This window comes from Sphaerisporangium viridialbum (assembly GCF_049674955.1).
GTDB classification, from domain to species: Bacteria; Actinomycetota; Actinomycetes; order Streptosporangiales; family Streptosporangiaceae; genus Sphaerisporangium; species Sphaerisporangium viridialbum.
This window is the reverse complement of record NZ_CP187232.1, coordinates 1,467,898-1,481,741: the sequence shown is the minus strand read 5'-3', so window position 1 is coordinate 1,481,741 and position 13,844 is coordinate 1,467,898. Positions and strand designations below refer to the sequence as shown.

The 13,844-nt window shown below is 70.3% G+C and carries 13 protein-coding genes; 2 read left to right on the top strand and 11 right to left on the bottom strand.

The genetic code is table 11. The features are described 5' to 3' along the window. Positions 1-7 precede the first annotated feature (7 nt). Positions 8-1,027 (bottom strand): stage II sporulation protein M, encoded by a 1,020-nt coding sequence (locus ACOZ38_RS06985; protein WP_424529300.1) that lies wholly within the window; start codon positions 1,025-1,027, stop codon positions 8-10. Positions 1,028-1,066: 39 nt separating this feature from the next. Here ACOZ38_RS06985 and ACOZ38_RS06980 point away from each other — a divergent pair, with 39 nt between their 5' ends. After that, positions 1,067-1,981, top strand: coding sequence for an RDD family protein (locus ACOZ38_RS06980; RefSeq protein ID WP_424529299.1), 915 nt, complete (start codon positions 1,067-1,069; stop codon positions 1,979-1,981). Positions 1,982-2,131: 150 nt separating this feature from the next. On the opposite strand, the gene ACOZ38_RS06975 is transcribed toward ACOZ38_RS06980, so the two are convergent. The 7 genes from ACOZ38_RS06975 to ahcY all read right to left on the bottom strand — a co-directional run bounded on the left by ACOZ38_RS06975 (position 2,132) and on the right by ahcY (position 11,050). Continuing rightward, the gene (locus ACOZ38_RS06975; RefSeq protein WP_424529298.1) at positions 2,132-3,094 is read right to left on the bottom strand and encodes an ABC transporter permease; all 963 of its coding nucleotides are present in this window, start codon (positions 3,092-3,094) and stop codon (positions 2,132-2,134) included. A 4-nt stretch (positions 3,095-3,098) separates the two neighbouring features. Further along, positions 3,099-4,091, bottom strand: a complete 993-nt coding sequence (locus ACOZ38_RS06970) for an ABC transporter permease (RefSeq protein ID WP_424529297.1) — start codon at positions 4,089-4,091, stop codon at positions 3,099-3,101. Beyond that, entirely contained in the window at positions 4,088-5,125 is a 1,038-nt protein-coding gene (locus tag ACOZ38_RS06965) for an ABC transporter ATP-binding protein (RefSeq protein ID WP_424529296.1), read from the bottom strand. The genes ACOZ38_RS06970 and ACOZ38_RS06965 overlap by 4 nt, the downstream gene beginning before the upstream one ends. 26 nt (positions 5,126-5,151) lie before the next feature. Continuing rightward, positions 5,152-6,183 carry an ABC transporter ATP-binding protein gene (locus tag ACOZ38_RS06960; protein WP_424529295.1) on the bottom strand — a complete coding sequence of 344 codons (1,032 nt, stop codon included), beginning with the start codon at positions 6,181-6,183 and terminating at the stop codon, positions 5,152-5,154. Next, complete coding sequence (locus ACOZ38_RS06955; protein ID WP_424529294.1) at positions 6,180-7,997, bottom strand: ABC transporter substrate-binding protein; 1,818 nt, start codon at positions 7,995-7,997, stop codon at positions 6,180-6,182. The genes ACOZ38_RS06960 and ACOZ38_RS06955 overlap by 4 nt, the downstream gene beginning before the upstream one ends. A gap of 292 nt (positions 7,998-8,289) precedes the next feature. Beyond that, positions 8,290-9,540 (bottom strand): adenosylhomocysteinase, encoded by a 1,251-nt coding sequence (locus tag ACOZ38_RS06950; protein WP_424529293.1) that lies wholly within the window; start codon positions 9,538-9,540, stop codon positions 8,290-8,292. 82 nt (positions 9,541-9,622) lie between these two features. Next, positions 9,623-11,050: an adenosylhomocysteinase gene (ahcY, locus tag ACOZ38_RS06945; protein ID WP_424529292.1), complete on the bottom strand. Its 1,428-nt coding sequence runs from the start codon at positions 11,048-11,050 to the stop codon at positions 9,623-9,625. Positions 11,051-11,162: 112 nt separating this feature from the next. Here ahcY and ACOZ38_RS06940 point away from each other — a divergent pair, with 112 nt between their 5' ends. Then, a complete protein-coding gene (locus ACOZ38_RS06940) occupies positions 11,163-11,498 on the top strand; it encodes a MerR family DNA-binding transcriptional regulator (protein ID WP_424529291.1) in 336 nt (111 codons plus the stop codon). A 31-nt stretch (positions 11,499-11,529) separates the two neighbouring features. Here the strand turns inward: ACOZ38_RS06940 and ACOZ38_RS06935 are convergent, their stop codons facing one another. The 3 genes from ACOZ38_RS06935 to ACOZ38_RS06925 all read right to left on the bottom strand — a co-directional run bounded on the left by ACOZ38_RS06935 (position 11,530) and on the right by ACOZ38_RS06925 (position 13,843). Then, on the bottom strand, positions 11,530-12,486 hold the full coding sequence (locus tag ACOZ38_RS06935) for a cation diffusion facilitator family transporter (RefSeq protein WP_424529290.1): 957 nt from the start codon (positions 12,484-12,486) through the stop codon (positions 11,530-11,532). A 65-nt stretch (positions 12,487-12,551) separates the two neighbouring features. Beyond that, positions 12,552-13,673, bottom strand: coding sequence for an SIS domain-containing protein (locus ACOZ38_RS06930; RefSeq protein WP_424529289.1), 1,122 nt, complete (start codon positions 13,671-13,673; stop codon positions 12,552-12,554). Further along, positions 13,670-13,843, bottom strand: a complete 174-nt coding sequence (locus tag ACOZ38_RS06925; RefSeq protein WP_358548907.1) for a Trm112 family protein — start codon at positions 13,841-13,843, stop codon at positions 13,670-13,672. Before ACOZ38_RS06925 ends, ACOZ38_RS06930 begins: the two co-directional genes overlap by 4 nt. Position 13,844 lies beyond the last annotated feature (1 nt).

The following is a 13,844-nucleotide window of genomic DNA, read 5'->3' as shown; positions in this document are numbered from 1 at the left end:
CCGACTTTCACCTGATGAACGGGACCGGCGACCGGCCGCCGCTCGACGGGGCGACGTCGGGGGCGCGTTCGAGGTCGCCGGTCTCGCCGGCCCGCAGGGCCCGGCGGCCGAAGAACACGACGTACGCCAGGAACGCGGCCTCGGCCACAACCCCGATGCCCACGCGCGCCCACGTGGGCAGGGCCGAGGGGGTCACCATCGCCTCGATGAGCCCCGACACCAGCAGGACCACCACCAGGCCGAGCGCGACGGCGACCACGGCCCGTCCCTGCTCGGCGAGCGCCTCCGTGCGCTTCCTCGGCCCCGGGTCGATGGCGGTCCAGCCGAGGCGCATGCCGACGGCGGCGGCGAGGAAGACGGCCGTCAGCTCCAGCAGGCCGTGCGGGGTGATCAGGCCGAAGAAGACGTCGAGCCGGTCGCGGGAGGCCATCAGCCCGGCGGAGACGCCGACGTTCGCGGCGTTCTGCCAGAGGATGTACGGGATCGGGATGCCGAGCAGCACGGAGGTGGCGATCACCTGCATCGAGACCCAGGCGTTGTTGATCCACACCTGCCCGGCGAACGCTCCCGCCGGATGCTCGGAGTAGTAGTCGGCGAAGTCGTGCTCGACGAGCTGCTTGATCTGCTCAGGTCCGGCGATGGCGGCCTGGACGTCGGGGTTGCGCGCCACCCACATGCCGACCGCCAGGGAGACCAGCAGGAACACCGCCGAGGTGACGGCCCACCACCACCGGGCACGGTAGGCGACCACCGGGAACGAGACGGTGAAGAAGCGGATGAAGTCCCGCCAGGCCGGCGTGTGCGCCCCCGTGACCGCCGAGCGCGCCCGCGCGACGAGCGCCGAGAGCCGGCCCACCAGGAGCTGGTCGGAGCCCGTCCTCACGATGGACAGGTGCGTCGCGACGCGCTGGTAGAGGTCGACCAGCTCGTCCACCTCGGGCCCGCTCAGCGAGCCGCGGCGCCGCACCAGGGTCTCGAGCCGGTCCCACGTCGGCTTGTGCGCGGAGACAAACGCGTCGATGTCCACGCACGAGAGCCTATTGGCCCGATGGATAGGGTGGGGGACGTGGCAGATGTCGTAACCGGCGAGGCCGTCGTCGTAGAGGTACGGGTGGCCCAGCTGCCGAGCCGGGCCCTGGCGTTGCTGATCGACATGGTGCTGCAGTTCCTGGCCATCCTGGGGCTGAGCCTGCTGCTCGGCATGCTGTCGTTCGTCGCGGAGGAAGCGGTCGCGGTGGCGCTCACGATCCTGCTGAGCGCGCTGGTCATCGTGGGTTACCCCGTGATCTTCGAGACGCTCAGCCGGGGCCGCAGCCTCGGCAAGCTGGCCATGGGCCTGCGGGTCGTCAGCGACGACGGCGGCCCGGAGCGTTTCCGGCAGGCGCTGTTCCGCGGCCTGTCGGGGCTCCTGGAGTTCTGGATGTTCTTCGGCGCCCCCGCGCTGATCAGCTCGCTGATCTCCCCGCAGGGTAAGCGGCTCGGTGACGTCTTCTCCGGGACCATCGTGATCTCCGAGCGGGCCCCGCGCCAGGCCCCGCCGCCAGAGATGCCCGCGCCGCTCGCCCGCTGGGCGACGACTCTGGAGCTCTCCCGGCTGCCCGAGGACCTCGCCGCCACCGCGAGGCAGTACCTCTCGCGCTGGCACCAGCTCTCCCCCGCCGTCCGGCACGACATGGGGTCCCGGATCGCCGCCCAGTTCGCGACCTTCGTCTCGCCGCCGCCCCCGCCGGCCGCGCCTCCCCACGCGTATCTGGCCGCCGTGCTGGCCGAGCGCCGCCGCCGCACCGAGGTACGGCTGGCGCGCCAGATGCGGCAGCACTCCTCGCCGTACGGAGCGGTCCCCCCTCTCCCCGGGCCCCCCGTCCCGCTCCCCCCGCCCTCCTGGCAGCCGGCGGTTTCGTACGGTACGCCGACCGCCGCTCGGCCGTCCCCAGCAGGGGAAACGCGGCCGACGGCGGGTGGTTTCATCCCTCCGGCGTAGATTTTTCGGCAAGCCTGTGCATACATGCGGCATGCACGGGCACGGGATGTTCCAGCGGGCTACTGGGGCATTAGCCCGCTACGTGGGAACGGGTATGGCCCGGCGCGTGAGGGAGAGGTCGCGCCGGCCATACCCACCTCTCAGTCCCCGTCAGGCGAGCCGCACCCTCGCGTCCAGCAGGGCGTACGCCACGTCGACCAGCAGGTTCGCCACCACGACCGCCGCCGCGCTGATGAGCACGACCCCCATGATCACCGGCAGGTCGCCGCTGACGAACGCCTGGACCACCGCCTGCCCGACCCCGCCGAGGCCGAACACCGACTCGGTGACGACCACGCCCCCGATGAGCGTGCCGACGTCCACGCCGAGCTGGGACACCACCGGTGTCAGCGCCGACCGCAGTCCGTGCCGGACGATCACCCGGCGCTCGGGCACCCCCTTTGCGCGGGCCGTGCGGATGTAGTCCTCGCCCAGCACGTCGAGCATCGACCCCCTGGTGAGCCGCAGGTAGGTCGCGGCCTGCACGGTGGCGAGCGTGACCCAGGGCAGGATCAGGTGCCGCGCCCATTCGCCAGGGCTCTCGGAGAGGCCGACGTACGAGTCGGGCGGGAAGATCGGCACACCGGCCTTGGTGAGCTGGAAGAACAGCAGGTACAGCAGGAGCAGCCCGATGACGAAGGTCGGCATCGAGACTCCCGCCAGGGCCAGGAACGTCAGCGCCCTGTCCAGCGGCGAGCGCGCCCGGGTGGCGCTGAGCACCCCGGCGCTGACGCCGACCAGGAACCACAGCACCGCGCCGCCGAGGACGAGCGACAGGGTGGGCGGCAGGTCGGCGGCGACCAGCTTGCCCACCGGCTCCCCGTTGAAGTACGACTTGCCGAGGTCACCGTGGAGCAGCCGGCCCATGTAGTCGCCGTACTGCACGAGGATCGGCCGGTCGAGGCCGAGGTCGCGGCGGATCAGGTCGACCTGCTCGGGGGTCGCCTGCCGCCCTGCCAGCGTCCGCGCCGGATCGCCGGGCGCAACGAAGAACATGAAGAACGTCCCCAGCGTGACCAGCCACAGCACGACCACGCCGAGCAGCACCCGCCTGATGAGGAAGCGCCGGAACATCGGATCAGCCCTCCCTGCTCTTCACGCTCTTCTTCCTGCCGCTCCGCCTTCGCAGGATGCCCCTGCGCCTGCTGAAGAGCCGTTCGGTCCTCGGGTCGATCGCGTCGCGGACGCCGTCCCCGAGCAGGTTGAACGCCAGCGTGGCGAGCAGCAGGCTCCCCGCCGGGAAGGTGAGGTACCACCACGCGACCCGGTAGAAGCCCTGTGCCTCGCTGAGCAGGTTGCCCCAGGAGGGGGTGGGCGGGACGATGCCGAGGCCGAGGTAGGACAGCGTCGACTCGAACACGATCGCCGTCGGCACCAGCAGGGTCACCAGCACGATCACCGGGGCCAGCAGGTTGGGCAGGATGTCGACGAACATGATGCGCGCGTCGCTCGCGCCGAGCGACCTGGCGGCCTCGACGTACTCCCGCTGGTTGATCGACAGGGTCTGCCCGCGCACGATCCTGGCGATCGCCGCCCAGGAGTAGAAGGCGATCACCGCGATCGTCGCGGCGAGCGACGGCCCGGCGATGGAGACGACCGCGATGGCGAAGATCAGGTAAGGGAACGACAGCACGACGTCCATCAGCCGCGACAGGAGCGTGTCGATCACGCCGCCGTAGAACCCGGCCAGCAGCCCCACGGCGACCCCGAGCAGCGCCGCGAACCCGGTGGACACCACGCCGACGACCAGCGAGACGCGGGCGCCGTACAGGACGCGGATGAACAGGTCGCGGCCAAGGCGGTCGGTGCCGAACCAGAACGTCCCGTTCGGCGCGACCGGCAGGCCCTGGTCGGTGATACCGATGTCGCGGAACTGGTCGTCGGGGCCGTGGCCGCTCCACTGCGCGATGAGCGGCGCGGCGGCGGCGAGCACGAGGAGCAGGACCACGATGACCGCCGAGGCCAGGGCCACCTTGTCGGTGCGGATGCGCGCCCAGGCAAGTGCCCACGGGCTGCGCCCGGCGATGACCTTGCCGGGCACCGCCTCCGGGCGTATCTCGGTGAGCGTCACCTCGTCCCCCCGTCCGCCGGCTGATCGATCGGGAAGTGGCAGGCCGTCAGGTGCGCGGTTCCTCCCAGCACAGGACCCTCCAGCACAGGACCCTCCGGCACGGTTCCCTCCAGCGCGGGCTGCTCGGCCGCGCAGACCTCCTGCGCCCTCGGGCAGCGCGGGTGGAACCGGCAGCCGGACGGCGGGTCGATCGGCGAGGGGACGTCGCCGGTGAGGATGACGCGCTCACGCCGGTCGGCGGCGTCCGGATCGGCCACGGCCGTGGCCGACAGCAGGGCGTCGGAGTACGGGTGGCGGGGGCGCTCGTACAGCTCGTCGGCGTCGGCCAGCTCGGCCACCCGGCCGAGGTACATCACCGCGATGCGGTCGCTGACGTGCCGCACCACCGACAGATCGTGCGCGATGAAGAGGTACGTCAGCCCGAAGTCGTCCTGGAGGTCCTTGAGCAGGTTGAGGATCTGGGCCTGGATCGACACGTCGAGGGCCGACACCGGCTCGTCACAGATGATCAGCCGGGGGCGCAGCGCGAGGGCGCGGGCCACGCCGATGCGCTGCCGCTGGCCGCCGGAGAACTCCGCGGGGAAGCGGTTGTAGTGCTCCGGGTTCAGCCCGACGCGTTCCATCAGCTCCGCCACCGTGCGCCGCCGCTCCTGGGAGGTGCCGACACCGTGGATGACCAGGGGGTCGGCGATGATCGAGCCGACGCGCCTGCGGGGGTTCAGCGAGCCGTACGGGTCCTGGAACATCACCTGGATGTCCCTGCGGAACGGCCGCATGGCACTGCGCGAGAGGTTGGTGATGTCCTGACCGTCGAAGGTGACCTTGCCGGAGGTCACCGGGTGCAGTCCCGCGATACAGCGGGCCAGCGTGGACTTGCCGCAGCCGGTCTCGCCCACCAGGCCGAGGGTCTCGCCGGGCGCCAGCGTCAGGCTGACCCGGTCGACGGCGTGCACCTGCCCGACCGTGCGGCGCAGCACGGCGCCCTCGTGGATCGGGAAGTGCTTGACCAGGTCGTCCACTTCCAGAAGGTTCACCGGGCCTCCGTTCGCGAGGGCCGCGTTCACCGGGCCTCGGTTCCCGAGGCGCGCAGCCGTACGGCCTCCGCCTCCTCGGTGAGGCCGACGGCCTGGTGCGGCAGCCAGCAGGCCGAGGCGTGGTCGCCGTCTCCGGTGACCCGGCCGAGGGGCGGGCGCTCGGCCGCGCACACGGGCATGGCGTACCGGCAGCGCGGGTGGAACGCGCAGCCGGAGGGCACCGCGATCATGCTGGGCGGCTGGCCGGGGATCGGCCGGAGCCTTCCCTGCCGCACGCCCGTGCTGCCGGGGATCGACTCCAGCAAGCCCTTCGTGTACGGATGATGTGGGCGGTAGTAGATCGTGCGCCGGTCGGCCCGCTCCACCGGCAGCCCGGCGTACATCACCATGACCTCGTCGGCGACCCCCGCGACCACCCCGAGGTCGTGGGTGATCAGCACCAGCGCGATGTCGAACTCCCGCTGGAGATGGGTGATCAGGTCCAGGATCTGCGCCTGGACGGTCGCGTCGAGCGCGGTGGTGGGCTCGTCGGCGACGACGAGCTTGGGGTTGAGCGCGAGGGCCATCGCGATCATCGCCCGCTGCCGCATGCCGCCCGAGAACTGGTGCGGGTAGTCGTCCACCCTGCGGTCAGGGCGGGGGATGCCGACCAGGCCCAGCAGCTCCACCGCGCGCCGCCTGGCCTGGGCGCGGCTCACCCCGGAGTCGTGGACGCGGATCAGCTCCGCGATCTGCCAGCCCACCTTGTACAGCGGGTGCAGGCTGGTCAGCGGATCCTGAAATATCACGCTTATCTCGGAGCCTCGGATCTGGCGGAGCCGTTCCTCGTCGAGCGAGACAAGGTCCACGCCCTCGAAGACCGCGCTCCCCGAGATGTCCGCCTCGGGGAGCAGCCCGAGGATGGCCTGCGTGCTCACCGTCTTGCCGCTCCCCGACTCCCCGACGATCGCCAGCGTCCGCCCCGGCTCGACGCTGAACGACAGGCCTCGGACGGCCTGGACCAGGCCGTCCGCGGTCGGGAAGCCGACGGTGAGATCCTTGACTTCGAGGAGGGTCATGGGGTCGGCGGGTCCAGCCAGAGGTTGGTGAGGTCGAAGAGCTGGAACGACGGCAGGTAGAGCGCGTTCTTCACCCGCTTCGCGTGGTAGATGGGCGTGTTCTGGTTCTGGAACGGCACGATCACCGCGTCGGCCAGCACCTTCTGGTCCACCTGGTGCCACAGGGCCGCCGCCTTGGTCTGGTCGGGCTCGGCCAGCGCCCGCTTGATCAGGTCGTCGACCTGCGGGTTGCTGTAGCAGCCGTAGTTCGACGTGCCCGGGGTGCAGTTGGTCTGGAACAGCGGCTGCGACACCGACCGGCCGTTGTTGCCGTACCAGTCGGGGATCCATCCCGGCGCCGAGATGTCCCACTTGCTGTCCTTGCCAAGCGACGGGTTCTGCAGGAAGGCGCCGTAGTAGTCGCCCTGCCGCACGGGCAGTCCCTTGACCGTGATGCCGCACTTCTTCAGGTCCGCGGAGTACGACTGGAACACCGACGGGTGGTTGCCCGCGTTGCGGAACGCCCCGATGAGCGTGAGGCCGTTCGGGTAGCCCGCCTCCGCGAGCGTCTGCTTGCACTTGGCCGCGTCGCCCTCGTCGTTCGGCGTCGGGTACGGGTTGTACTCCTGGTACCCGATGTTGCCCGGCGGGATCGCCGTGTGCAGCGGGGTGTTGAGCTCCTTGCCGCCGTAGATCTTGCCGATCGCGACCTTGCTGATGGCGTACTCGATGGCCTGGCGGACCCCGAGCTTGCCCATGGCCCCGTTCTCGTTCTTGCTCTGGAGGTTGAACACCAGGTACGGGTTGGTGATCGCGCCCGGGTAGACCTTGTAGTTCGGGTCGCCGGAGGAGCTCAGCCGGGGAAGCTGCGCGGTCGGCACCGGCAGGTCCCAGGCCAGGTCGGCGCTGCCGGCCTCCAGCTGCTGCTGCACGCTGTCCGGCTCGGTGACGCCCTCCTTGACCTCGATGGCCTGGACGTACTGGTGGCGGACCGGGTCGGACTCCTGCTTCCAGGCCGGGTTGCGCTCCAGCCGGATCTCCTTGGTCGCCACGTACTTGGTGATCTTGTAGGGCCCGTTGGAGATCACGTGCTGCCGGAAGTCCGCGTCGTCGGGGGCGTACTGGTCGTACTCCTGGGGAGCCGCCGAGGCGAAGTTCAGCGCGAGGAGGTTGAGGAAGTCACCCGCGGGCTGGACCAGTGTGAAGACGATCGTCTTGTCGTCCTTGGCCCGCACGCCGGCGATGTCGTGCGAGTTCTGGAAGTCCGCGAGGGCCTTCGGCGTGGGTGTGTCCTTCTCGAACGCCTTCGCGTAGGCCGCGCAGTACTCGGCCATCCCCTTGATCGTGCTGGTGTAGTAGCCCGGCGCCCCCGCGCCCGCCACCGGGTTGCAGAGCCGCTTGAAGCCGCGCACGTAGTCCTGCGCCGTGACCGCGCGGGGCGGCGAGGTGTCCCACTGGACGCCGTCGCGCATCTTGATCGTGTACGTCAGCAGGTCCTGGCTGAGGCCGCCGTTGGACGTCGTCGGGATCTCGGTGGCGACGTCGGGGACGACCTCCACCGCCTTCTTGGGGTCCGCCGACCCGGGCAGCGTGAAGAGCTGGCGGGCGTAGGTCCGCAGGATCTGGTTGGTCACGACGTAGTACGTGCTCGTGGGGTCGAGGTGGTCGACGTCGCCGCCTCCGACGAGCCGCAGCGTGCCGCCCTGCACCGCCTTGCCCGTCTGCTCGGGAGTCGCCGAGTTGCCCGTACCGCCGCCGCTGTCCGTCTGACAGGCCGTGGCGAGCAGCGTCGCCGCCGCCACGACCGCGATGGTGAGATGGCGCGTGTTGGCCATGTGCCCTCCTCGTGCCGAGATGGGGAACCTGTGTGGCCGATAGCAGGGCTTCCGCCGGTACCATGACGCGCCCTGCGGCTTGCTGGGGCTTGCTCCTGAATGAAGGAACCCATCCCGGAGGGGTGGCTGTCGAGGGCGGTTACCCAACCGTTGGCGAGGCGCGATCCGCAAGTGATGCCGGTTCGATGATGAAACGTCAGCGAATCGCGACATAACCGCCTAGCGGGCCGGGAGCATGGTCCTGGCCTGCGCCGATGATCCGAAGACGGTTAACGGGGGCGAAGAACGGACCTCAGGAGCCGAAGCGCCACGAGCGCAGGTAGTCGCTCTGCAGGGGGGTGAGCGTGTCGATGTCGATGCCGGCCGCGGCGAGCTTCAGCCGGGCCACCTCCGCGTCGATCTCCGCCGGCACGTCGTACACGCCGGGCGCGAGCCGTACGCGCTCCTCGGCCAGCCAGGCGACGGCCAGCGCCTGGGCGGAGAACGACATGTCCATGACGGCCGCGGGGTGCCCCTCCGCGGCGGTCAGGTTGACCAGGCGGCCCTCGGCGAGCAGCAGCAGCCGCCGCCCGTCGGCGAGGACGTACTCGTCGGTGTGGGGCCGCACGCCGAGCCGGACCTCGCTCGCCATGCCCTCCAGGGCGCGCACGTCGATCTCGACGTCGAAGTGCCCGGCGTTCGCGAGGATGGCGCCGTCCTTCATCTCGGCGAGGTGCTCGCCCCTGATGACGTCGCGGTTGCCGGTGACGGTGATGAACAGGTCGCCCGCGCGCGCCGCCTCGACCATCGGCAGCACCTCGTAGCCCTGCATGCTGGCGTCCAGCGCCTTGACCGGGTCGATCTCGGTGACGATGACCCGGGCGCCCTGCCCCCTGGCCCGCTCGGCCACGCCGCGCCCGCAGAAGCCGAATCCGGCGACCACGATCGTGCGGCCCGCGAGCAGCGTGTTGGTCGCCCGCATGATGCCGTCGAGCGTGGACTGGCCGGTGCCGTACCTGTTGTCGAACATCCGCTTCGTACGGGTGTCGTTGACCGCGACGACGGGGAAGCGCAGGGCGTGCTCGGCCGCCATCTGGCGCAGCCGGATGATGCCCGTGGTGGTCTCCTCGCACCCGCCCGTGACCCCGTCGAGCAGCTCGACGCGCTCGGTGTGCAGCGTGTTGACCAGGTCGCAGCCGTCGTCGAGCACGATGTCGGGCCCGATGTCGAGGGCCTGGTGGAGGTGCCGGTAGTAGGTGTCGCGGTCCACGCCGGCGCGGGCGTGCACCGCCACGCCGTACGTCCGCAGGGCTGCCGCGACGTCGTTCTGCGTGGACAGGGGGTTCGAGGCCGCCAGGGCGATCTCGGCGCCGCCGGCCTTCAGCGCGCCGACGAGCACCGCGGTCTCCGCGGTCACGTGGAGGCACGCGGCGATCTTCAGGCCGTCGAGCGGGCGCGCGGCGTCGAACCGCGCCCCGATGGCCCGTAGCACGGGCATCGAGCGCAGCGCCCAGTCGATGCGCCGTTCACCCGCCTCGGCGAGCGACGCGTCCGCGACATCCACAGTTCCCCCTGTACACCCCAGTGTGCGAAAGGTCCCCGCGCGACCTCGCGCGGGGACCTCGCCTGGCCGGAAGGCCGGTCGATCAGTAGCGGTAGTGGTCGGGCTTGTACGGACCCTCGACGTCCACGCCGATGTACTCGGCCTGCGACTTGGTGAGCTGGGTCAGCTTGACGCCGAGCGCGTCGAGGTGGAGGCGCGCGACCTTCTCGTCCAGGTGCTTGGGCAGCACGTAGACGCCGATGGGGTACTCCTCGGTCTTGGTGAACAGCTCGATCTGCGCGATCACCTGGTTCGTGAAGGAGTTGGACATCACGAAGCTGGGGTGGCCGGTGGCGCAGCCGAGGTTCATCAGGCGGCCCTCGGCCAGCACGATGATCGCGTGACCGTCGGCGAAGGTCCAGGTGTGGACCTGCGGCTTGATCTCGGTCTTCACGATGCCCGGCAGCTTGGCCAGGCCGGCCATGTCGATCTCGTTGTCGAAGTGTCCGATGTTGGACACGATCGCGTTGTGCTTCATCCGGCTCATGTGGTCGGCCGTGATGATGTTGAAGTTGCCGGTCGTGGTCACGAAGATGTCCGCGATGCCGACGACCTCGTCGAGCGTGGTGACCTGGAAGCCGTCCATGGCCGCCTGGAGCGCGCAGATCGGGTCGATCTCGGTGACGATCACGCGCGCGCCCTGGCCGCGCAGCGCGTCGGCACAGCCCTTGCCCACGTCGCCGTACCCCGCGACCACGGCGACCTTGCCGCCGATGAGGACGTCGGTGGCGCGGTTGAGGCCGTCGATGACGCTGTGGCGGCAGCCGTACTTGTTGTCGAACTTCGACTTGGTCACCGAGTCGTTGACGTTGATGGCCGGGAACAGCAGCGAGCCGGCCTTGAACATCTCGTAGAGACGGTGGACGCCGGTCGTGGTCTCCTCGGTGACGCCCTTGATCTCCTTGGCCACGGCGGTCCACCGGCCCTCGGAGGACACCGTGCGGCGCAGGAGGTCGAGGATGATCTTCCACTCCTCCGCGTCGTCCTCCGCCGCGGTCGGCACGGCGCCGGCCTTCTCGTACTCGGCGCCCTTGTGGACGAGCAGGGTCGCGTCACCGCCGTCGTCGAGGATCATGTTGGGGCCGCCGCCGCCGGGCCAGGAGAGCGCCTGCTCGGTGCACCACCAGTACTCCTCCAGCGTCTCGCCCTTCCAGGCGAACACCGGCACGCCCTTGGGGGCGTCGACGGTGCCCTCGGGGCCGACGACGACCGCGGCGGCCGCGTGGTCCTGGGTGGAGAAGATGTTGCAGCTCACCCAGCGGACGTCGGCGCCGAGCGCTACCAGCGTCTCGATGAGCACCGCGGTCTGGATGGTCATGTGGAGCGAGCCCATGATCTTGGCCCCGCTCAGCGGGCGCGCCTCGGCGTACTCGCGGCGGATGGCCATCAGGCCCGGCATCTCATGCTCGGCGAGCTGGATCTCCCTGCGGCCGAAATCGGCCAGCGCAAGGTCGGCGACCTTGAAGTCCATAGCGTTGTTCCCCTCAACCCGGTCATTGCGTCACTGCGAGTTTAAGAGGCGCGCGCACCCCAATGCATCCCCAGATCTGCGAACCTGACAAAAGAATGTAAGAATTGGGCTCATGCGCATCACTGAGGCGGCGAAGCGTCTTGGACTGTCCCCGCGGATGCTCCGCTACCGGGAGGCCCTCGGCCTGCTGCCCCCGACGCGCGAGCGGGGCTCGCACCGGCGGTTCGGCCCGGAGGAGCTCGCGGCGGTCACCCAGGCGATGGAGCTGGAGCGGCGCTTCGACGTGTCCCCCGCCGAGCTGGCGTTCGGCATGCGCGTCCTCAGCGAGCCCGCCGTCGCCCAGGCCGTGCGCGACCTGGCGCTGCGCATCGGCCGCCTCCACGCCCCGCGCCGCGCGCTGGACTTCGAGAAGGAGAAGGCCCTGCGCCTGCTCCGCCGCGACCGCTGATCGAACGCGTCACCCAACCGGCCGGCGGGGCTCAGGCGTGGGCTTCGCCGACCCCGTTCGAGGAGGAGGCCGCCTGGCCGGCGCGGTAGAGATCGGGCTCCAGGTAGATGACCCGGGCGATCGGCACGGCCTCGCGGATGCGCCGCTCCGCCTCGTCGATGCCCTTGGCGATGTCGGCGGCCGTGTCGCCGCCCTCCACCGCGATCTTCGCCGCGACCAGGAGCTCCTCGGGGCCGAGGTGCAGGGTGCGCAGGTGGATGACCCTGCTCACCTCGGGCGCGTTCTCGAGCGCCTCGCAGATCTTCTCCTCGATCTCCGGCGTGGCGCTCTCGCCGATGAGCAGGGACTTGGTCTCGATCGCGAGGATCACCGCGATGATCGCCAGCAGGATGCCGATCATGAGCGTGCCGACGCCGTCCCAGACGCCGTTGCCCGTGACCACGGCCATCGTCACGCCGAAGAGCGCGAACAGCAGGCCCAGCAGTGCCCCGAAGTCCTCCAGCAGCACGACGGGGAGCTCGGGAGCCTTGGCCCTGCGGATGAAGTTGAACCAGGAGGCGTCGCCCCTGATGGTGTTGGACTCGACGATGGCGGTGCGGAAGGAGAACCCCTCGGCGACGATCGCGAAGATCAGCACGGCGAAGGCCCAGATCGGGGACTCCACGTGGTGCGGGTTCATGATCTTCTCGATGCCCTCGTACAGGGAGAAGACCGCGCCGATCGTGAACAGCACGACCGCGACCACGAACGCGTAGAAATAGCGCTCGCGGCCGTACCCGAAGGGATGCTTGCGGTTCTCGCGCTTCTTCGACTGCTTGCCACCGAGCAGCAGCAGCGCCTGGTTGCCCGAGTCGGCGACCGAGTGCACAGACTCGGCCAGCATCGAGGAGGAGCCCGTGAAGACGAACGCCACGAACTTCGCCACCGCGATCGCCAGGTTCGCCCCCAGCGCCGCGATGATCGCCTTGGTACCGCCGCCCGCGCTCACCCGCAGTCTCCACCCATCCGTAACACCGTGCTCTGATCCCGTCGGTTAAAGCGGTCAAGGAGATCTTATTGGGAAAGCCTTGCCTTAAGTTCCGAGATGGCGCTCACGGGAGTGGGATCGACGCCCAAGCCCAGCGCCAGATAGACGCTCCCGTAGTCCACCAGACCCACCAGCGAGGCAAGCCGCTCAAGCGGATGCTCGCCCTCGGCGGTGATCTCGCTGACCGGCACGCCACGATCTTGCGCCAGGCGCACCGACATCGCGCGCCGCTTGCTCACCTGGGGATGCTCCTCCAGGTCGCGCAGCACGATCAGCCGCAGGGCGAGGGACGGCTCGTCGCCGAAGATGTCGCGCTGGGCGAGCGGCCCGTCCAGCGCCACCACCTGGTTGTGATCGACCTCCGGGATCTCACCCCAGAGCGCCGGGTACTTGGCGTTCTCGTTGAGCTGGGTCGCCAGCCGGTGCGCCGCCGCGGTCGCCACCGGCGAGGACCCCCAGACCATGGGGATCGAGTCGGCCATCTCCAGCGCCAGCGTCTTGCCGGGGTTGATGAACGACTCGCTCGACGGCCGGCAGCGGTGCGCGATGTCCTCCAGGCGCTTGGCCGTGGCCTCGACCGCGTCGGCGTCCACCTCGGCCAGCCCGAGCGCCGACGCGATGGCGATCAGGGGCATGGTCAGGCCCCAGAGGTTCGCCCGGGGCAGCCGGACCGCCCCCTGCACCGGCACGACCGGCAGGTGCAGGGCGGACGCCTGCTCGGCGATCGCCGCCAGCGGCGACCCCGCGCGGCCCACGGTGATCAGCCGGCAACCCCGGCGCACCGCCTCCAGCGCCAGGGTCCGGGTCTCCTCGGTGGTGCCCGAGGCGGAGACGGCGATGACCAGGTCGGCGGCGCCCACCCAGCCCGGCAGACGGTAGGAGCGCACGGTCAGGATCGGGATCGGGACCCCACCGCCGCACACGGCCGCGAGCATGTCGCCGGCGATGGCGGAACCGCCCACTCCCGCGATCACGATCGCCCGGGGACGGTCGCCGGCCGACAGCCGGGAGACGCCCGCCTCCTGCGCGCCACGGTGCGAGGCGCGCACCTGCGCGCCGGAGGACGCCACCGCGGGCAGCATGCCCGCCGGATCGGCCTCGGTCAGGAACGCCGCGTCATCCAGCCGCTCGGGCTCGAACGGGCTCACGCCTTGCGAGCCTCGTCGACCAGCAGCACCGGGATGTCATCGCGCACCGGATAGACCAGCCCGCAGGTCTCGGAACTGCACGCCAGCTCATCGCTCTGGGTGACGGCGTTGAGCGGTGACTTGCAGGCCGGGCAGGCCAGGATGTCGAGCAACCAATCGTCGATCTTCACG